General features: G+C 49.3%; 22 protein-coding genes. 11 read left to right on the top strand and 11 right to left on the bottom strand.

All coding sequences use genetic code 11. From position 1 onward, the window contains the following. Positions 1–11 precede the first annotated feature (11 nt). From AB2U10_RS12435 to AB2U10_RS12420, 4 genes are read left to right on the top strand one after another with little or no spacing between them, the layout of a single operon-like run. Positions 12–905 carry a hypothetical protein gene (locus AB2U10_RS12435; RefSeq protein WP_367915268.1) on the top strand — a complete coding sequence of 298 codons (894 nt, stop codon included), beginning with the start codon at positions 12–14 and terminating at the stop codon, positions 903–905. Positions 906–914: 9 nt separating this feature from the next. After that, on the top strand, positions 915–1,658 hold the full coding sequence (locus AB2U10_RS12430; protein WP_367915269.1) for a caspase family protein: 744 nt from the start codon (positions 915–917) through the stop codon (positions 1,656–1,658). Next, positions 1,633–2,487, top strand: coding sequence for a hypothetical protein (locus AB2U10_RS12425; RefSeq protein WP_367915270.1), 855 nt, complete (start codon positions 1,633–1,635; stop codon positions 2,485–2,487). The genes AB2U10_RS12430 and AB2U10_RS12425 overlap by 26 nt, the downstream gene beginning before the upstream one ends. Continuing rightward, positions 2,484–3,668 (top strand): caspase family protein, encoded by a 1,185-nt coding sequence (locus AB2U10_RS12420; RefSeq protein WP_367915271.1) that lies wholly within the window; start codon positions 2,484–2,486, stop codon positions 3,666–3,668. The genes AB2U10_RS12425 and AB2U10_RS12420 overlap by 4 nt, the downstream gene beginning before the upstream one ends. A gap of 46 nt (positions 3,669–3,714) precedes the next feature. Here the strand turns inward: AB2U10_RS12420 and AB2U10_RS12415 are convergent, their stop codons facing one another. From AB2U10_RS12415 to AB2U10_RS12400, 4 genes are all read right to left on the bottom strand, one after another. Beyond that, positions 3,715–4,935 carry a DUF2130 domain-containing protein gene (locus AB2U10_RS12415; RefSeq protein WP_367915272.1) on the bottom strand — a complete coding sequence of 407 codons (1,221 nt, stop codon included), beginning with the start codon at positions 4,933–4,935 and terminating at the stop codon, positions 3,715–3,717. A 125-nt stretch (positions 4,936–5,060) separates the two neighbouring features. Beyond that, entirely contained in the window at positions 5,061–5,414 is a 354-nt protein-coding gene (locus AB2U10_RS12410; RefSeq protein WP_367915273.1) for a four helix bundle protein, read from the bottom strand. Positions 5,415–5,479: 65 nt separating this feature from the next. Continuing rightward, positions 5,480–6,328 carry a fumarylacetoacetate hydrolase family protein gene (locus AB2U10_RS12405; protein WP_367915274.1) on the bottom strand — a complete coding sequence of 283 codons (849 nt, stop codon included), beginning with the start codon at positions 6,326–6,328 and terminating at the stop codon, positions 5,480–5,482. Between the two features lie 12 nt (positions 6,329–6,340). After that, complete coding sequence (locus tag AB2U10_RS12400; RefSeq protein ID WP_367915275.1) at positions 6,341–7,114, bottom strand: SDR family NAD(P)-dependent oxidoreductase; 774 nt, start codon at positions 7,112–7,114, stop codon at positions 6,341–6,343. A gap of 207 nt (positions 7,115–7,321) precedes the next feature. On the opposite strand from AB2U10_RS12400, the gene rpsL reads away from it, so the two are divergent. Together rpsL and rpsG are read left to right on the top strand one after the other, a co-directional pair. Further along, positions 7,322–7,735: a 30S ribosomal protein S12 gene (gene rpsL / locus AB2U10_RS12395; RefSeq protein WP_367915276.1), complete on the top strand. Its 414-nt coding sequence runs from the start codon at positions 7,322–7,324 to the stop codon at positions 7,733–7,735. A 109-nt stretch (positions 7,736–7,844) separates the two neighbouring features. Then, a complete protein-coding gene (gene rpsG, locus AB2U10_RS12390) occupies positions 7,845–8,312 on the top strand; it encodes a 30S ribosomal protein S7 (protein ID WP_367915277.1) in 468 nt (155 codons plus the stop codon). Between the two features lie 127 nt (positions 8,313–8,439). Here rpsG and AB2U10_RS12385 read toward each other — a convergent pair whose 3' ends face one another. Together AB2U10_RS12385 and AB2U10_RS12380 are read right to left on the bottom strand one after the other, a co-directional pair. Continuing rightward, positions 8,440–9,075 carry a DedA family protein gene (locus AB2U10_RS12385; RefSeq protein ID WP_367915278.1) on the bottom strand — a complete coding sequence of 212 codons (636 nt, stop codon included), beginning with the start codon at positions 9,073–9,075 and terminating at the stop codon, positions 8,440–8,442. A gap of 11 nt (positions 9,076–9,086) precedes the next feature. Further along, positions 9,087–9,590, bottom strand: coding sequence for a phosphoribosyltransferase family protein (locus AB2U10_RS12380; protein ID WP_367915279.1), 504 nt, complete (start codon positions 9,588–9,590; stop codon positions 9,087–9,089). A gap of 144 nt (positions 9,591–9,734) precedes the next feature. Here AB2U10_RS12380 and AB2U10_RS12375 point away from each other — a divergent pair, with 144 nt between their 5' ends. Then, complete coding sequence (locus tag AB2U10_RS12375) at positions 9,735–10,229, top strand: YcxB family protein (protein WP_367915280.1); 495 nt, start codon at positions 9,735–9,737, stop codon at positions 10,227–10,229. Between the two features lie 102 nt (positions 10,230–10,331). Here the strand turns inward: AB2U10_RS12375 and AB2U10_RS12370 are convergent, their stop codons facing one another. The 3 genes from AB2U10_RS12370 to aroB all read right to left on the bottom strand — a co-directional run bounded on the left by AB2U10_RS12370 (position 10,332) and on the right by aroB (position 14,423). Next, complete coding sequence (locus AB2U10_RS12370) at positions 10,332–11,903, bottom strand: SulP family inorganic anion transporter (protein ID WP_367915281.1); 1,572 nt, start codon at positions 11,901–11,903, stop codon at positions 10,332–10,334. 106 nt (positions 11,904–12,009) lie between these two features. Then, positions 12,010–13,374 carry a sensor histidine kinase gene (locus AB2U10_RS12365; RefSeq protein WP_367915282.1) on the bottom strand — a complete coding sequence of 455 codons (1,365 nt, stop codon included), beginning with the start codon at positions 13,372–13,374 and terminating at the stop codon, positions 12,010–12,012. A gap of 23 nt (positions 13,375–13,397) precedes the next feature. Beyond that, positions 13,398–14,423: a 3-dehydroquinate synthase gene (gene aroB, locus AB2U10_RS12360; RefSeq protein ID WP_367915283.1), complete on the bottom strand. Its 1,026-nt coding sequence runs from the start codon at positions 14,421–14,423 to the stop codon at positions 13,398–13,400. Positions 14,424–14,512: 89 nt separating this feature from the next. Here aroB and rsmG point away from each other — a divergent pair, with 89 nt between their 5' ends. From rsmG to AB2U10_RS12345, 3 genes are all read left to right on the top strand, one after another. Further along, positions 14,513–15,139: a 16S rRNA (guanine(527)-N(7))-methyltransferase RsmG gene (gene rsmG / locus AB2U10_RS12355; RefSeq protein WP_367915284.1), complete on the top strand. Its 627-nt coding sequence runs from the start codon at positions 14,513–14,515 to the stop codon at positions 15,137–15,139. 2 nt (positions 15,140–15,141) lie between these two features. Then, positions 15,142–15,792, top strand: a complete 651-nt coding sequence (locus tag AB2U10_RS12350; protein ID WP_367915285.1) for a hypothetical protein — start codon at positions 15,142–15,144, stop codon at positions 15,790–15,792. A gap of 66 nt (positions 15,793–15,858) precedes the next feature. Then, positions 15,859–16,215: a hypothetical protein gene (locus tag AB2U10_RS12345; protein WP_367915286.1), complete on the top strand. Its 357-nt coding sequence runs from the start codon at positions 15,859–15,861 to the stop codon at positions 16,213–16,215. Here the strand turns inward: AB2U10_RS12345 and AB2U10_RS12340 are convergent, their stop codons facing one another. Next, positions 16,216–16,545, bottom strand: coding sequence for an L-rhamnose mutarotase (locus AB2U10_RS12340; protein ID WP_367915287.1), 330 nt, complete (start codon positions 16,543–16,545; stop codon positions 16,216–16,218). Positions 16,546–16,582: 37 nt separating this feature from the next. After that, the gene (fucP, locus tag AB2U10_RS12335; RefSeq protein ID WP_367915288.1) at positions 16,583–17,830 is read right to left on the bottom strand and encodes an L-fucose:H+ symporter permease; all 1,248 of its coding nucleotides are present in this window, start codon (positions 17,828–17,830) and stop codon (positions 16,583–16,585) included. 279 nt (positions 17,831–18,109) lie between these two features. On the opposite strand from fucP, the gene AB2U10_RS12330 reads away from it, so the two are divergent. Beyond that, positions 18,110–18,685: a hypothetical protein gene (locus AB2U10_RS12330; RefSeq protein ID WP_367915289.1), complete on the top strand. Its 576-nt coding sequence runs from the start codon at positions 18,110–18,112 to the stop codon at positions 18,683–18,685. Positions 18,686–18,744 lie beyond the last annotated feature (59 nt).

The raw sequence follows: 18,744 nt of genomic DNA, 5'->3' as shown, positions 1-18,744 counted from the left end.
TTTGAAGACCTATGAAAGCAAAAGAAGAAGAAGAAGAAGACTGGTTTGACAAATTGTACAAGAAAAAGCCGGTTAAAGCAATAAGCCTGGTGGTTGCCGTCATGACCTTTATAACCGGCTTCCTGATCCCTGTAGAAACCTTTGAAAAATGGAAAAGCGGCATAGCCGGTATTTTTTCAGACAAAACAGGGTTTATTTTTGAGTCTCCTTATGTATTTTACCTGGAAACCACAAGTAACAGGCCGGCTTTAAAAATAGAATTGCCGGTATTCAGCATTGAAAACGCAACCAACGGAGAAGCAGACAGCCTCAGGCGGATCATCGTATATAAATTGATAGACTATCTGAAAGAAGACACCTCTTTTAAGGTTAGCAGCCTGTTGCCGGAAGACTATTATGATCTCGATAAAATTTTACATAATTATAACCCCGCCATAAGTTACACAAGGGCTATAAAAGTTACGCTGGATAAAAAAAATATCCGGCCGTTGCAGCCTGTGAGAGGAAAATTAAGCGGGTACCTGTATATGACCGTGCTGGAATCAGGCAACATGGCTTATTCAGACACCCTGAGCCTCGATTATATCAACTTCGACAGAGAGAAAATGCAGGTGCTCTCTCTCGACAGCCTGGTTGAGCCTTATTTCAGAAATTACGTATCCCGCGTGTATACCCATACCTTAACAGATAAGGAGAAAAATATTTTTTTTAACGAATTCTTTTTCCTGCCGCCTGCATTTTATCTCACCGATAAAGATATATGCTTTCAATATGTCAGGGAAAAGAACAGGGAGGAGTACCAGGGTGCGCGTACAAACTACCTTTTCCGGGTTCCTTACGACTCCATAGTAAACGGAGCCTTGATCCGGAAAAATGGGAAATTGAAATTTTTACTCAAAAATTAAAGCTACATCATGAAAAAGATCATTCTGCTGCTCGTTCTCTTCTCCGCTGGTACAAATGTATTTGCCCAGGGCTTCCGGCTATACAGTTTTATAGACCAGCGCCTGGCTACGCAAAAACTGGATAAGGAAAGCATAGACGATATGGAAACGCACCTGCCCAAATTATTGGGTATGTCCATTGAAGCAGGTATTTCGGCAGACCCGGTCCGGTCGAGCTATAATGAGCTGGTATCAGCCTTGGATCAGATCAATAAAGGAGATGTGGTTATTTTCTATTTTGCCGGAGCCGGGGATGGGAAAGGCACAGAGACAGGCAAACAGAAGGTTTATATAGGCGGTAAGCCCGTTACCCACCAGGAAATCATTGACCGGGTGACCCGAAGGGGGCCTAAACTGGCCGTTATCCTGATGGAGGGGAGTAACAGTCAGGCACTCACCAAGGAAGGAGAATACAAGCATGATCATGCAGGAGCTGTTTCAAAAACCAGCACCAAAAAACTTTTTGACCAGCTTAAGTCTCCGGCTGATAAAGGCATGCTCGTTTATATGAATGCCACAGAGCCGCCCAAGCCGGCCCAGAAAAATTATAAGACGGGCTCCTACTTCTTATCCTCCTTTAAAAATAACCTGTACGATGAGCTGGGAGAATCGAACCCGGACTGGAATAATATAATAAATAAAGTCAGCGCCCAGGTGAGAGAATTTTCAAGAAATGTACAAAAACCCTATGGTAACACGTATTCGATCAGGTAGCCGTCTGCTCCTGGCCATTTTTATTTTTTCCGCGCCCCGGGTAGCGGCCCAAAAGCTGTACTTTTTTTCAGTGATCAATACCGATAATTTTTACCGGCCCGACCGGCAGGTGGATGCTGAAAATATAAACCGGATGGCCGGTAATATATCAAAATACCTGAACATGGAAAAATACACCTATGACTTCGGGGATAGCGTTAATTTTAACCCGGAGACGGTAAAACGGACTCTCAAGAGCATTCCGGTAGTACCCTGCAGCAACGACATCGTATGGTTTCACTACAGCGGAAACGGGGGGAATTACGGAGGAGGCCCCGTGCCTGCCCTGCAGCTGTTTGGCGGGAACCTGGAAGTAAGCGATGTAAAAAAAATAATAGCGGAAAAGAACCCGAAGCTGCTTTTAATCACTATAGATGCCCCCAATAAATCAGCATCTGCTGAGAGAATGAGCGGGAAATACCTGTCTTTAAGCAAAATTCCGGGAGCGCTGTCTCCCCGGGTCTCATTTATATCTTCTGACGAAATCCCGTATTACCTGGTTCTGGAAAATTATGATGCCCTGTTCAGGAACTTTGACAACTCACGGGTGATCGTGATCACCTCTTCTTCGCGGGGAGAAGACGCGCTCTCCGACAGGTACAAGGGTTCCTACTGGGTTCAGGCCTTCAGCAGGGCCATAGACGAGACCGTAAACGGTAAAACGGGGAAAGACATCTGGGTAGAAAATGTATCGGTCAGGCTGGATAAGCATTTAAGCAGGTTATCCAAAAACATGCAGCATTCGCGAATTTCGGTTATCCCCTCCAGCATAATTTGTGACGAAGAATGAAAAAGATATTGTACGTATTTATCCTGCTCTTCTGGGGCGGCCGGGTATCGGCTCAGTCCCCGGTATTTCATTGCCTGTTGTTTTTAGACACTGACGACATCAGGTTAAGCAACTCTGTCCGGCTGACGGAAGCCCGGATAACCGACCTGGCCGGCAAGATGGCGAAGAACGCAGAAATGAAATGCAAAGTTACGGTAGTGAAAGGGGCTGATCTGTCGGTGGCCTCAGCCGGTAAGGCCATTGACCTTTTGCAGGCCGATGAAAAGGATGTCATTTTTTTCTATTTTGCAGGACATGGATGGAATAACCTGCAAAGTGAATATCCGATGTTGAAGATGGGAAGCGGCGAGACCACCGAAGAAAACGCTTTAGGCCTGGAGGCCATCTATCGCCGTCTTTTAGAAAAAAAGGCACGAATGACCCTGGCTTTTGCCGAGGCCTGTAACGGCACAAAGAATTTAAAGCAAAAAGTGATCAGAGATGGCGAAGCCGATCATTTGATCTACAATATGAACCCCAATAAGGTACGTGAGCTTTTCCGGCAGTCAAAGGTAAACCTGATCATGACCAGCAGCCGGCGGGGGCAGGCGTCGTATAGCAACAATTTCGGCGGGCATTTCACCAATGCTTTTTGCGATGCTTTTGAGCGGATGACCTCACGCGAATACCTGGAGGCGGTTTCATGGGAAAAGGTGGTTGCAGAAATTACGGAGGAAACATGGACACTGTCAAAAGGCGCACAAGACGTAATCGCTGAAATAGAATACAACGAAAGCAATAATGCAAGGGTGGATAAGCAGGGGCCCTGTGCCATGAACCTGGTGGCTTTCCATAAGATATCAGAAGACTATCAATTTCTGGAGAGATACTGGCAGAATCTTCAGCGGTACGATAAGGATAAAGCGGTAGAGGTCTACGAAGCGTTTTTCCAGGCCGAAGTGCCTGAGTTTTATGAAAACCTGGTGGCAAAGCTGAATCTCAGCAATGGGCTTCCGGATAAAGATAAACAATGGTTTGCAGAAACAGCGGGGGAAACCGTTTCTTTTTTAAAGCAGATAAACCGGTACAAAAATGATGGCAATTACCGCGATAAAGCCTTTGCCAAGATGTCTATTCCGGTAGATAACCTGAAGCAGATGTACGAGAAGCTGGATGACCTGCGTAAGCGCTGTAAGGAATGACACCCGGCCGGACGGGATATCACTGCCTGCAGCGCTCTGAGCGGCTTCATTCTGTCTCCTCTCCGGTTTCTCCGGCCTCCAGCTCCAGCGGCTGAATGGGCGCTATGGCGTTGCCGGCAATGCCTTTGATGGAGCCGTACATGTCAATGGTATTATCGATCACCTTTTCGATCTGCACTTCACGTTCCTTCCAGATCTTCTTCATGGCCCGCTTTTCCCGTTCCAGCTCGGTTTTCATGCTGCTGAAGCCTTCCACAATGGCCTCGAGCTGCTGGCGGAACTGCGTGCCGGTGAGATAGTTGTAAAGCAATCCCATTTTATCGGTTTTATTTTCCTGCACGGCGCGTGCGCTTTGCGAGCGCACCAGGATCTGCCTTAGCACAAATACCAGGCTGATCACCTCCTGGTAATTGCAGATCCAGATGCCCTCGCGCTGGCCGAAACGCTCCATGTCTTTGGGCATCACCTGGCTCACCAGTACGGCAATTTCCGCGCCGAGCGCCCTTTGATCGTCCTTCAGCTTATCGATCCAGGCATCCTGCCAGTTCTGGGTACGCTTGCTCTCAAAAACGATCTTCCCGCAGATCTGCCCGAATTCGTTGATGACGGTCTGGATAGCGTCGGCTCCGCGGATGCCCTTACTGACTTCCTCTACCGTATCGTATACAAAGGCCCGCCGCAGGATCTCCTCCAGCGCCAGCTCCTGGATCTCGCCCTGGAGCTGGGTAGAGCCCTGTTCGGCCTTCCGCTTCATTTCGTTGATCAGGTTTTTCTGGTCTTCGAGCTTTTTTTCGAACTCTTTCCGGGTCAGCTCAAACTCTTCATCCTTCTTCTTTTTGGCGGCCTCTTCTATCTGGGCGGTCTTTTCGATCAACTCTTTCTGGATCTGGATCTGCATCAGCTCCTGCTGGCTTTTGAGCTCCTGTTCCCGCCTTAAAAGCTCAATTTCCTTTTCCCTGCTTTTAAGAATTTCCTTTTGCTTGGCCTCGTTATCCTGCTTCAGCGCGGTCAGCTCGGCGGCATTTTTTTCTTCCATGCGTTTTTGCGCTTCCGAAAGCGCCACGGCCCAGAGTTTTTTCTTTTCGCTGATCTCAAACTCTTTCTTCTCGGTTTCCAGTCTTTTCTTAAACTCGTCCATCCGGAGGGCATACTCCTTCTCTCTGAGCTCCATATTCTTTTTCAGCTCAATCTCCAGGTGCTTTTGCATAGCCTCACCGGCATCAAATTTGTGGCCGCAGTTGGGGCAGGTGGTGGTGTTTATTGACATAACAAAAAGTGAACAACTAACAGGGAACAACTAATAGTGAACAATTAACAGTGAACAACTAATAATGAATAACTAATAATGAACAATGAGCAGTAAGTAGGAGATACATGTTTTGTCGGTCTATATCATAAGTTTTTTGATGTTTTTACTGTTGAAATCAACATTCTTAGTAACTCTCCGCAATCTGCCTGAATACTCTCAAATGATTTTGGATCTATAAATTCAGTATCTTTTAACAAGTTTAACCAATACTCAGTTTCATTCGTTTCTTTAAGCGAAATAGACATTTTACTGATAAAGTCAGCCTTACTTTGGCCAAACTCTGCTTCTCTGATTAATGCTCCTATTGCTGTTCCGCTTCGCAGCAATTGCTTACTTATTACATACTCTTTTTTTTCGTTTTGTAGAAATTGAACTAACCTTACAATTCTGATTGCAAACCTATAGCTTTTATCCTGTAAAACATTTTTTTCTTTCATTCTAACTGTTCACCGTTAGTTATCCACTATTAGTTGTTCACTGTTAATTATTCACTGTTAGTTGTTCACTGATAAGCTACTGCCGTTTGCTTCTGACTCCCCAGCCCTTCAATCCCCAGCTCCACCACATCGCCGGGTTTCAGGTAACGGGGCGGTTTGAAGCCGAGGCCCACACCGGCAGGGGTGCCGGTAGAGATCACGTCGCCGGGCAGCAGGGTCATGAATTGGGTGAGGTGCTCTATCACCTGGGGAATATTGAAAATAAAATCGCTGGTACTGGAATCCTGCAGCTTTTCCCCGTTTACTTTCAGCCAGAGGTTCAGGTTATGAGGATCGGCGACCTCATCTTTCGTGGCCAGGAAAGGCCCTAACGGCGCGAAGGTGTCGTTCGACTTGCCTTTTACCCATTGTCCGCCCCGTTCCATCTGGAACTCGCGTTCCGAGTAGTCGTTATGCGTGCAGTATCCGGCAATATAATCCCATACGTCAGCTGCGTCTACATACGAAGCCTTTTTACCGATCACCACGGCCAGCTCCACTTCCCAGTCGGTTTTTACCGAGTTTCTCGGGATGATCACGTTGTCGTTCGGACCGCACAGGGCAGTGGTGGATTTAAAAAACACCACCGGCTCTTTGGGTACCACGGCACCGGTTTCAGCAGCATGTTTGGCATAGTTCAGTCCTATGCAGACGATCTTGGAAGGCCGGGCAATGCAGGAATCCAGCCGGTTGCTTTTAGATACTTCCGGGCAGGACGCTGTCTTCAGCCATTCGCCGAGGCGGCTCAGCCCGTCATGGGTAAAAAATGCTTCGTTGTAATCCTCTCCGAAAGCCGACACGTCCAGCCAGCGGTCATCTGCAGTGATAATGCCGGGTTTGATTTTCCCGTCCTGCTCAAAACGTATTAATTTCATTTAGATATTTTATTAATTATTTAATTTTATAAATCCTCCATCGATCGGGTAATCCGACCCGGTAATGAACGAGGCCTGGTCAGACACGAGGAAGGCCGTGAGGGCGGCAATTTCTTCGGGTTTGCCCATACGGCCGATGGGTTGGGTTTTCGACAGCTTGTCGAACATCTCCGCTTCTTTTCCCGGGTAGCTTTTCTTGATAAACCCGTCAACAAACGGCGTATGTACCCGGGCCGGTGAAATGCAGTTGCACCGGATATTGTAGGAAAGGTAATCGCGGGCCACCTGGAAGGTGATGGCGCGTATGGCCCCCTTGCTCATGGAGTAGGCGAAGCGGTCGGTCAGTCCTACCGAGGCGGCAATAGAGGCCATGTTGACAATAACCCCGCCGCCGTTTTCCTTCATGACGGGCACAACGGCATGAAGGCAGTTGTATACCCCCTTGATGTTGACATTATACACCCGGTCGAGGTCGGCTTCCGTGGTGCTCTCCACCGTACCCACATGCGAGATCCCCGCATTGTTGATGAGTATGCTGATGGGGTGGAGGTCGTTTATTTTGGCTACTTTCCGGAGTACCTCTTCCTGCCGGGCCACGTCTACCCGGTGGGCATAGGCCACCCCTCCGTTGGCATTGATGAGGTCGGCCTCGCGCTCGGCCAGGTCCGGGTTAACCTCGAAAATATGAATGATGGCGCCGTTCCGGGCCAGGGTGCGCGAGATCTCAAGACCGATACCGCTGGCACCCCCGGTAACGATGGCTACTTTTTGCTGAAGATTGTACATGATTAACCGTTAAAATAAAGATCAAAAATAGGGAGTATCGGGCAGACTACGAACAGAGTGACCCTATATTCTGGATATATCTGTGGTCAGGCCCTGTAAATCTGATTATTTTGACGTAAACGTTTCATAATTAAATAAAAACTACTATCTTTGCACTCCCAAAAAAGGGGTAATTTATTTTAATTAATTAATTTTTAACAGTTTACAATGCCTACTATACAGCAGTTAGTAAGAAAAGGAAGAGAGACCTTACAGTACAATTCTAAGTCTCCGGCATTGGATTCCTGCCCTCAGCGTCGTGGTGTATGTACACGTGTATACACGACTACTCCTAAGAAGCCTAACTCGGCTTTGAGAAAAGTAGCCCGTGTGCGTTTAACCAACCAGAAAGAGGTTAACGCTTATATTCCCGGCGAAGGTCATAACCTGCAAGAGCACTCGATCGTACTGATCAGAGGCGGCAGGGTGAAAGACCTTCCGGGTGTACGTTACCACATTGTTCGCGGGGCCCTGGATACCGCCGGTGTGAATAACCGTAAGCAGGCTCGTTCCAAGTATGGCGCCAAACGTCCTAAGCCGGGACAAGTGGCTGCAGCTCCTGCAAAAGGTAAGAAAAAATAATTCTTTATAGCTTCTGATTATCAGATATATAGGGAAGTAATATTCAGTTTTTACCGAATGTGAATTAGTTTAAATCGTTAAACGAAACCTTCTTAAAAAGATTTAAGAAATGAGAAAAGCAAAACCTAAAAAGCGTTACGTACTGCCTGATCCCAAGTTCAGGGATGTTACCGTAACCAAGTTTGTTAACAACCTGATGTACGACGGTAAAAAATCGCTGGCTTACAGTATTTTCTACGGTGCGTTGGAGATTGTGGAAAAAAGAACCAGTGAGAACGGTCTTGAAGTATGGAAAAAGGCTTTAAGTAACGTTATGCCTTCTGTGGAAGTGAAAAGCCGCAGAGTAGGGGGCGCTACTTTCCAGGTTCCTACCGAAGTAAGAGCCGAACGTAAGCAGTCGCTGGGTATGAAATGGATGATCGGTTACGCACGTAAGCGTGGCGAGAAAACCATGACAGAACGTCTGGCAGGAGAGATCGTAGCCGCATCCAAGGGCGAAGGTGCTTCTGTGAAAAAGAAAGACGATACCCACAGAATGGCCGATGCCAACAAGGCATTCTCGCACTTCCGGTTATAATCGGTATACAAGAGATTATGAAGAGAGCTTCCTCCGGGAGCTCTTTTTTTGTGACCACATAGATACATAGATTTAGGGTTTCGTTTTAATTCTATGAATCTATGTGGTTAGAAAAAACGCACCACACTCACTCTTCATCAAATTCCTTCCTCGCATTCAGATACCCCTTAATCACGGTAAACGTAGTAATGGCCAGGAAGAACATAATGATGTAATGAACGTAATCGATGATGAAGGGGAAGCGGTTGCCAAGCAGGTACCCGCCACCTACCAGCGTCATGACCCATACCCCTCCGCCTATCATATTGTAGATGCTGAACTGCAGAAAATTCATCCGGACCAGCCCGGCAAGAATAGGAGCAAAAGTGCGCACAATGGGCAGGAAACGGGCAATGATCAGGGTACGGTTACCGTATTTTTCAAAATAATTGGCCGTTCGGGCCAGGTATTTCTGCTTAAAGAAAAGAGAATCTTTTTTATTACGGATCTTATCGCCGAAAAACCGCCCGGAGATATAACCCGTATAAGTACCCAGAACCGCTGCGGCAAAAACCCCCAGCAAAACAAGGTAAATGGGCTGGTCCAGGTGCTGGGAAGAAACAAATACGCCGGTGAGGAACAAAAGATAGTCGCCGGGCAGGAAAAAACCGAAAAACAGGCCGTTTTCTATATATACGATCAGCAGAATAGCCAGGAGCCCGCCGGTTTGTATGATCTCTTCCGAGTTCATGATGTAGGTAAGGAAAGAGCTGATTTCTTCCATTTATCCGCTTTTTAATAAAGATAGACCCCCGCGTTTTCTTCGTCGGATAAAATAACCCGGACGTGATCGGACAGCGTGGTCGACAGGCTGTATCCTACGAAGTCTGCCTTGATGGGGTACAGGGGGTGATTCCTGTCTACCATTACGGCCACCTGCAGCTTCCGCAGGGGAATAGACAGGAAAGGCCGCAGGCAGAAAGCCAGCGTTTTCCCGGAGTTGAGCACGTCATCTACAATCACCACCGACTTGTTCCGGAAGGTGTCTACTTCACTTTCAATGGTAATGTCGGGTTGCGAGCCGGCCGTTTTGTCAAAGCTGAGCCTGGCAATGGTGACTTTGAGCCCGGAGATCTCCTGCAAAAAGTTCACAATGATCCCGGCCAGCACGTACCCCTCGCCGCCGATGCCCGCTACCACTACTTCGTTTTCTGAGGTGTTATTCTCCAGGATCTGGTAGGCTATCCGTTTGGCTTTCTGAAGGGTTTTTTCACGGGTGAGGAGCAGCGCCTTAGACATACGTTGAAAATTAACATTATTGCAAAAATAACCAATCCTCGCTTTGGTAGGTGAAAATACTTTCTAAAAAGGAGAAATATATTTTTGAACAGCGGGGGCTATTCGGGGGCTTTTTTATAATTTTGCAGGTCGAAATAACGGGATATGATAGTAAAAACGAAAAAATTTGCTTTAGATAAAAAACATTACATCAAAAAGGCCTTTGCCGGGCAACTGGAGAAAGTGAAGCTCTGGTTCCTGGTTCCGGCGGCAATAGCCGTGCTGGGTCTGGTGCTCAACTTTACAGGGGTATATAAAAACTGGTGGATACTCATTACCGCCATCATCGGCGCTATCCTTTTTGCCGCTTTCTGGTACCTGCAGTTCTATGCCGCTACCCAGATGGATCAGAACAAGCAGATGTTTGATAAGTTTGCGTATGAAGTAGACAGCCGGCAGATCCTGGTAAAGCTGAACGCCAAAGAAGGCGGTGTGATCAAATGGGATATGGTCAAATCAGCCGAGAAAGACAAAACAGGCTTCTACCTGCACATGGGGAGAGGCCAGTTCCTGCATTTCCGGAACGATGTGTTCAACTCCGAGCACGACCAGAAGCTCTTTGAATCTATATTGAGAAGAAAGAACCTTCTTCCTGCGTAAAGAAGAGGACCTTTTCCTAACCGTAAAAGCAGATGCCACCCGAGCACAAACCTACTGTTTGTATACGGGTGGCATTGGGTTTTCACCGGCTGACGTTCTGCATCAGTGAGCGGCGGCCGGAACTTCTTCCAGCGAAAATTGCTTGTCAAAGCCCACCAGCCGGCAGGAAATATTCCGGTATTTCGATTTATAATCCACAAACTCCTTGATGCCCTGCAGCACGTCAAAATCAATGTAGGAAGAATTCGACGCATCAATAACAATGGAGCTGTTCCGGGGTATGGCCTCCAGCGACTCTTTGATATTGGCTTTGTTCAGGAAAGAAACCTCCTCCGACAGCACCATCCGGACAGGCCCCGATGTACCCGCTTCCGGCGGATAGTAAAAGAACGCATTCCTGAAATTTCCTTTCAGGATATAATATACACTATAGGCCAGGCCTATGCCCACACCCGCCAGCAGGTCAAACATGACCACGCTGATCACCGTAACCAGGAAGGGCTTCCACTGGTATTTGCCGTTGGCAAACATCTCTTTAAACAGTACGGGCCGGGCCAGCTTGTAGCCGGTATAGATCAATATGGCGGCCAGCGAGGCCAGCGGGATCTTGTTCAGCACCACCGGGATCAGCAGCACCGACGCAAAGAGCAGCACCCCGTGAAAAATAGCCGATACCTTGGTGCGGGCGTTGGCATTCAGGTTAGCGCTGCTTCGCACAATCACGGAGGTGATGGGCAGGCCGCCGATCAGCCCGGAGGTCATATTGCCGATGCCCTGCGCTACCAGCTCGCGGTTGTTATTGGTAAATCGTTTGTGGGGGTCAAGCTGGTCAACGGCCTCAATGCACAGCAGGGTTTCAATAGAAGCCACGGCCGTAATGGTAAGGGCCACCATCCATACCTGCGGATTCAGGATAGCGGTGAAGTCAGGGAAGGTAAACAGCGCGGCGATCTCGGAAAACGAACCGGCTACCGGAACGTTAACAAGGTGCTCAGGCGAGATGGTCAGGGCCGGGATATGCCGGAAAACCAGCTCACTGATCAGTACGCTGACCACCACGGCTACCAGCCCGCCCGGAATAATCTTTGAAACTTTCTTCAGCCTGGGGGTCTCAAAGGCGGCCAGGATGCCCAGTCCGATGAGGCAGATCAGGGTAGCCCCTGTACTGATGTGGCTGAACGACTCCCACAGGCTTTGGAGGGCATTTCCACCGTTTTTCTTAAAAAAGCCGGTCAGCTCGCTGAATGCTTCCGTGTCGTACCCCAGGGCATGCGGAATCTGCTTCAGGATAATGATGATCCCTATCCCTGAAAGCATGCCCTTGATCACGTTGGAGGGGAAATAATAGGCCAGCACCCCGGCCTTAATAAAGCCCAGGATAACCTGGAAAACCCCGGCCAGCACTACGGCCAGGAGAAAGGTTTCAAAACTGCCCAGCGTGGCGATGGCAGAAATCACAATGGCCACCAGGCCCGCCGCGGGCCCGCTTACGCTCAGCTGGCTGTTAGAGAGCGTGCCGATCACGATGCCGCCGATGACGCCGGCAATGATACCGCTGAAAAAAGGAGTTCCGGAGGCCAGGGATATGCCCAGGCAAAGAGGTAGCGCCACAAGAAAAACCACCAGGCCCGCGGGCAGATCGTACTTCAGATTCTTCAGATACTTTGAATTCATACAATGAGTTTTAACGGTTGTATACACCATGTTTCGAGAGTGTAAACACCGCTCCGGAGAGGCGGGTTTCATGAAAAACCCTGGCTGTGAGGATTCTAATTGGATTCTAATTCCGTCTTAATGGGATTTTAATTTCGGCGGTAACTCCCTGCCCGGCGGCCGAAGAAACCAGCAGCTCTCCCTTGTGCAGGCGGATGATGTTCCGGGCCAGCGGCAGGCCTATGCCGTACCCTTCAAACTCACCGGTATTGGAGGCCCGGAAGAAGGGATCATAAATGAAAGGCAGCTCGCTTTCAGGAATACCGATGCCCCGGTCTTTGATCCGGATCACGATATCGTTTTCTTCCCATTCCAGGCTGATCTCTACCACCTCGTTTTTGGAATATTTCAGCCCGTTGCCAATGATATTGGTGATGGCCAGCATGAGCAGCTGCTTGTTTCCCTGTACCTGGAGCTGCTGGTGCTGCTCGGGCAGGTTGGTGAAATCAATGACTACATTGTTGGAAGGATCAATTTTATTGAAGGTCTCCTTGCATTCCAGCAAGATCTCGTCTATGCGCAGGGGTTCAAAAAGCAGCTTTGATTTCCTGAAGCCCGTTTGGGCAAGAAACAGCAGGGCCTGCGTTTTGTTGTTGAGCTTTTCAGCCTCCCGGAGTATTACGCGGAGGGTTTCGCGGTAAAATTCGGGGTCGCGCCCGCGCGAGAGTGCCAGGTCGGCTTCCGCAATAATGGCCGTAAGGGGTGTACGAAACTCGTGCGAGGCATTGGATACAAAATTCTTCTGCGCCTCAAAAGACGTTTCCAGGCGGTCAAGCATCACATTGAACGACTTCGACAGGATCTCCAGCTCGCGGGGCAGGTCTTCTTCGGGAATGCGCAGGTGCAGCTTGTCGGTGCCGATCTCATTGACCCGTGTGCTGATCTCCTGCAGGGGCTTGCTGATGCGGCTGGAAATCCAGTACGACAGGAAGAAAATGAGCAATACGGCAAAAATAATGGTTCCGGCCAGCAATTGCCGGAGATACACCTCGTGGTGGGTATGGTAATAATTTTCAGCAGAAACAATAACCAGGTACTGCCCGTCAGCATGATCCGTGCGTATGGCATTATAGAACGTGTTTCCCTTTTTATAAAAATGGTCGCCGTCGCGCAGGGTTTCCTCAAAAAAGTGTTGCGGTATGTCCAGCTTATCGCTGAGTGCTGCCGGGTTGAGCGTATCTGTGCGGATAATAAAATGCCGTTCGTTGGTCAGCTTTTCCAGGTATTCGGCCTTGAACTGCTTCAGGTAGTCGGCTTCGTTATCGGTTTCCAGCTCAATGCGGGCGGTGGTCAGGGCCCGGGTATGGAGGCGTGCGTGAAAATCAGCGTAAGAATACTGGATGAGGTTATAATAAATGAACCCGCTGAAAAGAAGGATGATCGCAAACAGGGAAGCGAAGAGCAGAATCACCAGTTTCCGGCGGGTTGACATATATTATTTTAATATTTGTATAATTATAAAATTCCGCAATAATATTTCAACGACTTCAGGATATCTTTCCGGGTAATGGGGATATCGTACGTACAGCTGCCTATCCCGTCCAGGAGGGCGGCCCGCACCGTATTACCCCGGTTCTTTTTATCCTGGGCCGTAAGTGCGGCGATAGCCCCAAAATCCTGGGGATCGACCGGCACCGTACCGTATACCGAGAAAATGTACTCCTCGATCTCTGCCAGCCCGGCCTCGGGCAGCATTCCTTTGGAATACGCGATATACGCCTCGCAGATCATGCCAATGGCAATGGCTTCGCCGTGCAGCAGGCGGTCTTTGTCAAGGTAGAACGTTTCAACCGCATGCCCGATGGTATGCCCGAAGTTCAGGATTTTCCGGAGCCCCTTTTCGGTAGGATCCTGCGTAACAATTTCTTTTTTTGTTTCTACCGAGTGCGTGACCAGGTCGCTCAGGGGCACCTCTTCCGGTTCCATGCGCCTGATTTTATCCCACATGGCCCGGTCACGGATCAGGCAATGCTTGATAATCTCGGCAAAGCCTGACCGAAGCTCCCGGCCGGGAAGGGTGGCCAGGAAGACCGGGTCGATCAGAACCGTACGGGGTTGGGTAAAAACACCGATGTGGTTTTTCAGGCCCCGGAAGTCGATGCCCAGCTTTCCGCCCACGCTGGCGTCTACCTGGGCCAGTAAGGTGGTAGGCACCTGGATAAAGTCGATTCCCCGCTTGTACGTGGCGGCACAAAAGCCACCCATGTCGCCGATAACGCCCCCGCCCAGGTTAATGACCAGGGCATGCCGGTCAAATTCAGCCTCTGTTAATTTTTGCCAGATAATTGTACAAGTATCTAAATTCTTGTGCTCCTCGCCGGCCGGAACCGTGATCAGCAGGTGCCTGGGCAGCAGGTCTTTTATCTTCGGGTAGCAGTCTTTCCGCGTGTTTTTATCTGCTATAACGGCTATGGCAGAATAATCCTTTCCTTCCAGGTATTGGGGAAGAAGCTGCTCAACAGAGCCTTGTAATACCGACATACGTTTCTTTTTAAAATTCAAAAATACTGGAATTAACCCGTTTATGAAAGCGCCGAAACCACTTATCTTTGTGAAAAACGACCTGGTGCGTGAAGTCTGAGATAATATACAAATACTTTCCGGAGCTAACGGAAAAGCAGCGGCAGCAGTTTGACCGGCTGGGCGAACTGTATGAAGAGTGGAATTCCATGATCAATGTGGTATCCCGGAAGGATATCGATATGCTCTATGAAAGGCATGTGCTCCATTCGCTGGGCATAGCCAGGGTCTGCCGCTTCGCCGATGACTCCGAGGTGCTTGACGTAGGCACGGGTGGCGGCTTTCCCGGTATTCCGCTGGCCATTCTTTTCCCGGAAGTATCTTTTCACCTGGTAGATGCCGTGGGGAAAAAGATCAAAGTGGTGGAAGAAGTGGCCGCAGGATTGGGCCTGACCAACGTAAAAGCCGAGCACCAGCGGGTAGAGCAGCTGCGCGGAACCTACGATTTCATTGTGAGCCGGGCCGTGACCCGCATGGCACCTTTCCTGGCATGGGTACAGAACAAGATCAACCGGAACCATTTCAGCCCGCTCGATAACGGTATCCTGTACCTGAAAGGCGGAGACCTCCGCGAGGAGCTGGCAGAAGTAAAGCGGAAGTTCCGGGTATATGAGCTGAAAGATTATTTTGAGGAGGAATTCTTTGAAACGAAAAAAGTGGTTTACCTCCCGTTCTGAGCATGTCTGCCATAGCCTATATCGAAGAAGGGGAAATACGGGTCAAAGCCGTGATCTTCCTGTACGGCAAGTATGCTGACGCCCCGCTGGCACAGGCCATAGAAGCGGAGATCAACCGGATGTGGAACGCCCCGGAGGTGGTGATCCCGGTACGGATGCAGCTGCTGACGGTACGCTTCCGGGTAGAGGTGGAGCCTGTAAGCCTGGAAGAAGCCAGGCAGAAAATGCAGGATAACCGCTCGCATGAAGTGAACTTTGTACGGGTAGAAGATGCCAATATCGTGGAACGGTCTATGATGGGGAGAGGGCTGGGACAGAACTCGGGCCATTGGCTGATCACCGACCAGCTTGGACAAAGCACCACGGCGGCCCATGAGTTCGGGCATGCGCTGGGCCTGCCGCACCCGCACCAGCTCGACTACCGCGGCACGGGGTACCCGCCGCTTATGGCGCCGAGGGGCACCCTGGTAGATGCCGTTTTTCAATGGAACCCGCTGGCCGAACCCGGCGCTTACGGCGGTACCATGAACCCCGTTCACCGGCGGGTGAGGCCGGAGGAAATCATGGATGTACTGGCACGGGCGGAATTTAACGGAGATTATTTTATAATTGGCGAAATATCTAATTACTTTTACGACGAAACAGGCCGCTGATTTAAACCTTTTCAGAATTTTGGTATCTAAGTATAAAATGTTTCTCAACAATTAAACAAAGAAAAAATGAAAAGATTATGGGGAATAGCGCTGACAGGTATGCTGCTGGCATCTTGTGCTACCGGAGGTGGTTTGACCACGGGCGGTGGCGGTGGCGGACAGGCGTCGAGCCAGACTTCCAGCGCCGAGGCGCAGGCAAGAGACCTGACGAACCGGATGAAAACGGTATTGAGCCTCGACAAGACGCAGGAAGAGAAGGTGCTCACCATTAACGTGGTTAACCAGAAGCTTTTGCAGCGGATCCGGGAGAATAACGACCAGGGACTGGCGGCTTCTACCAAAGAGAACTACCACAAAGAGCTCAAAGCCGTGCTGAGCACAGACCAGTTCTCGAAGTTCAGGACTTCCTTTCCTGGCCTTTGATCACATATGAAAGACAAGCTTTGCCGGTAGCCATTTCGCCCCCGGCGGAGAGCCCGGCAAAGCCTGTTGATATTTCCACATCAGCTCCTCCCATTCCTGCACCTTCGGGTTCAGGTTGTCCATTTCTGCTTTTTTCTCAAAGCTGAAATCGTCTTCGGTTTCCATCACCATGAACAGGCGGCTATCAAACCGGTAGATATCCATGTGCCGTATGCCTGAATCACGGATGCTCTGAATGATTTCGGGCCATACTTCCCGGTGGTATTTTTCGTATTCGGCAATGAGCGCAGGGTCATTGACGAGGTCCAGTACGAGGGCGAATTTTTGCATTTGTGTTTCGTTTTTTGTGATTTTGTCTTTCTGCTTTTTACTTCCTTACTTCCCTCACATTCCTGAGCGCAAAAAGCAGCACCACTACAAAGCACACCAGCGGAACATAATAGCCCGGCTGGATATCATCACCGGCACGGTCAATGACATATCCCATAAGTACGGGGAAAATAGCTCCGCCTATAATGGCCATAACCAGCAGCGATGAGCCCGCTTTGGTATGCTGCCCCAGTCCTTTAATGCCCAGCGAGAATATAGTAGGAAACATAATTGAGAGGAAGAACCCGAGTGCTCCGAGAGCAAATACCACCAGGTTTCCCTGGAGCGAAATGGCCATGATACACAGGATTATAGCAGCTACGGCATAGGCGGCCAGCAGGCGCGCCGGGGCAATGATACGGGTAAGGGCGGTACCGGCAAACCGGCCGGCCATAAACAGGAAACCGTAAATACCCAGGTACCAGCCGGCTTCTTTTTCGCTCATTCCGCCACCGGCCATGGCCATCCGGATAAAGAAGCTGGTGATGCAGACCTGTGCGCCCACGTAGAAAAACTGGGCCATGACCGCTAAGCGCAGGCCCGGGAATTTCCATGCGGTAAGAAAGCTGCCTGACTCCCCTTTATTCCCGCTTTCTTCAATATCGGGAAACCGGATCAGGTAAAACAATACGGCCAGCACCAGCAGGATCACACCTATATATATATAGGGCCCTTTAACAGAGGCCGCCTCTTCGGTAAAATACTGTATCTTTTCTGCTTCGGGCATCAGGGCCAGCTCTTCAGTGCTGAATTCCTTTCCTGAAAGAATAAAAAGGGTACCGATGAAAGGTCCGGCGGTGGCGGCCAGGCCGTTGAACGACTGGGCCAGGTTCAGCCGGGTGGTAGAAGTTTCTTCCGGCCCCAGCCGGGCGGCATAGGGGTTGGCGGCTGTTTCGAGGGTAGCCAGTCCGGTTCCGATAATAAATGAGCCCAGCAGGAAGATGGTGAAATCGCGGTTATTGGCCGCCGGTATGAAAAGAAAGCAACCCAGGCTGAATACCAGGAGCCCTGTAATGATGCCGTTTTTATACCCTGTTTTTTTCAGAAGCAGTCCGGCGGGAATGGCCGCAATAAAGTAAGCCAGGTAGGCGGCGGTATCTACCAGCGTACTTTGCGCATTGCTCAGCTCAAGGGCTTTCCTTAAATGCGGGATCAGCACCCCGGTAAGATTATTGGCCAGTCCCCACATAAAAAACAGGCTGGTGACCAGAATAAAAGGAATCAGGTATTGGTTTTTTTCTTTCATGAATAAGGTTGAAAATCTGGCTGCTAAAATAGGGGAAATCCGGTTAAGTTTTCTTTTAGTAAGGAAAAACTAATCGAAAACCACTCTTCATGTGCCGTTCGGTTCCTCTTCAGACCGGGCAGACAATCGCCGGGGGAATATTTTCCGGGTTCTTTTGTGAATGTGCGATCATATATGTGGCATGGAAATTGCAGTATTTAAAGATATTTTGGCTTTGTGCGGCTTCTTTAAAAAAATAGCTGCAAACAGGTGAAATACTGAACCTAAATAATAAATGATATGAAGTACTGTTTACTCCTGGTTATTTCTTTGATATCCGCGATCAGCGGGTCGGCCCAGGGGACACTCAAGTTAACCATTGACTGGAACCAGGAATCGGCCAGGTATGAGGTATTTGCCATATCGCCTTCCACACAAAGGAACTTCGCTTTTGGTAAAGCACAGATCGCGGTGGTAGTGCCTAAATCTTCTCCTGATACCCGGTTAAATGTGGTCAGCTATGCGGGTGGCTCATGGACGGATGAAAAATTTATCACCGATCCGGCATCATCGCCGGGCAAAGACTTTCACGCAGTAGCAGCTCACGGCAGCACGGTAAACTTTACCGCCAACCAGAAGCTCCTGCTTTTCAGTTTCACGTTTGCTGACGGCCAATGCAGAGAAGGCGTCAGATTATTCAATAACGGTGCAGACCCCGGTGCTTCGGCCCAGGGATTCAACGGCATTGATTTCAGCAATTCAATTTTGGGAGGCGGGAATGTACAGATTTACCATTCCAATACATCCAATTCAGGTACCACCTGCATGGATTGTCCTGTAGAATTTACAGTACCTAAATTGAAAAAACAATCATAACAGATATGAACCGGATCGCTGCTATCGGAAAGCTACATCAGCCCATAATAAAATTTGGG

Origin of the sequence: Leadbetterella sp. DM7 (assembly GCF_040829825.2) — a bacterium.
Classification (GTDB): domain Bacteria; phylum Bacteroidota; class Bacteroidia; order Cytophagales; family Spirosomataceae; genus Leadbetterella.
The sequence above is the reverse complement of the archived record's forward strand: the minus strand, read 5'-3'. Positions and strand labels throughout refer to the sequence as shown.

Excerpts from the sequence above, each read along its gene's own strand:
- AB2U10_RS12405 (WP_367915274.1), bottom strand. The coding sequence starts at position 6,328 with ATGAAATTAATACGTTTTGAGCAGGACGGGAAAATCAAACCCGGCATT.
- AB2U10_RS12435 (WP_367915268.1), top strand. The coding sequence starts at position 12 with ATGAAAGCAAAAGAAGAAGAAGAAGAAGACTGGTTTGACAAATTGTAC.
- rpsG (WP_367915277.1), top strand. The coding sequence starts at position 7,845 with ATGAGAAAAGCAAAACCTAAAAAGCGTTACGTACTGCCTGATCCCAAG.
- AB2U10_RS12385 (WP_367915278.1), bottom strand. The coding sequence starts at position 9,075 with ATGGAAGAAATCAGCTCTTTCCTTACCTACATCATGAACTCGGAAGAG.
- AB2U10_RS12340 (WP_367915287.1), bottom strand. The coding sequence starts at position 16,545 with ATGCAAAAATTCGCCCTCGTACTGGACCTCGTCAATGACCCTGCGCTC.
- AB2U10_RS12400 (WP_367915275.1), bottom strand. The coding sequence starts at position 7,114 with ATGTACAATCTTCAGCAAAAAGTAGCCATCGTTACCGGGGGTGCCAGC.
- AB2U10_RS12330 (WP_367915289.1), top strand. The coding sequence starts at position 18,110 with ATGAAGTACTGTTTACTCCTGGTTATTTCTTTGATATCCGCGATCAGC.
- fucP (WP_367915288.1), bottom strand. The coding sequence starts at position 17,830 with ATGAAAGAAAAAAACCAATACCTGATTCCTTTTATTCTGGTCACCAGC.
- AB2U10_RS12410 (WP_367915273.1), bottom strand. The coding sequence starts at position 5,414 with ATGAAAGAAAAAAATGTTTTACAGGATAAAAGCTATAGGTTTGCAATC.
- AB2U10_RS12350 (WP_367915285.1), top strand. The coding sequence starts at position 15,142 with ATGTCTGCCATAGCCTATATCGAAGAAGGGGAAATACGGGTCAAAGCC.
- AB2U10_RS12380 (WP_367915279.1), bottom strand. The coding sequence starts at position 9,590 with ATGTCTAAGGCGCTGCTCCTCACCCGTGAAAAAACCCTTCAGAAAGCC.
- AB2U10_RS12415 (WP_367915272.1), bottom strand. The coding sequence starts at position 4,935 with ATGTCAATAAACACCACCACCTGCCCCAACTGCGGCCACAAATTTGAT.
- AB2U10_RS12345 (WP_367915286.1), top strand. The coding sequence starts at position 15,859 with ATGAAAAGATTATGGGGAATAGCGCTGACAGGTATGCTGCTGGCATCT.
- AB2U10_RS12425 (WP_367915270.1), top strand. The coding sequence starts at position 1,633 with ATGGTAACACGTATTCGATCAGGTAGCCGTCTGCTCCTGGCCATTTTT.
- aroB (WP_367915283.1), bottom strand. The coding sequence starts at position 14,423 with ATGTCGGTATTACAAGGCTCTGTTGAGCAGCTTCTTCCCCAATACCTG.
- AB2U10_RS12365 (WP_367915282.1), bottom strand. The coding sequence starts at position 13,374 with ATGTCAACCCGCCGGAAACTGGTGATTCTGCTCTTCGCTTCCCTGTTT.
- AB2U10_RS12375 (WP_367915280.1), top strand. The coding sequence starts at position 9,735 with ATGATAGTAAAAACGAAAAAATTTGCTTTAGATAAAAAACATTACATC.
- rpsL (WP_367915276.1), top strand. The coding sequence starts at position 7,322 with ATGCCTACTATACAGCAGTTAGTAAGAAAAGGAAGAGAGACCTTACAG.
- AB2U10_RS12370 (WP_367915281.1), bottom strand. The coding sequence starts at position 11,903 with ATGAATTCAAAGTATCTGAAGAATCTGAAGTACGATCTGCCCGCGGGC.
- AB2U10_RS12430 (WP_367915269.1), top strand. The coding sequence starts at position 915 with ATGAAAAAGATCATTCTGCTGCTCGTTCTCTTCTCCGCTGGTACAAAT.
- AB2U10_RS12420 (WP_367915271.1), top strand. The coding sequence starts at position 2,484 with ATGAAAAAGATATTGTACGTATTTATCCTGCTCTTCTGGGGCGGCCGG.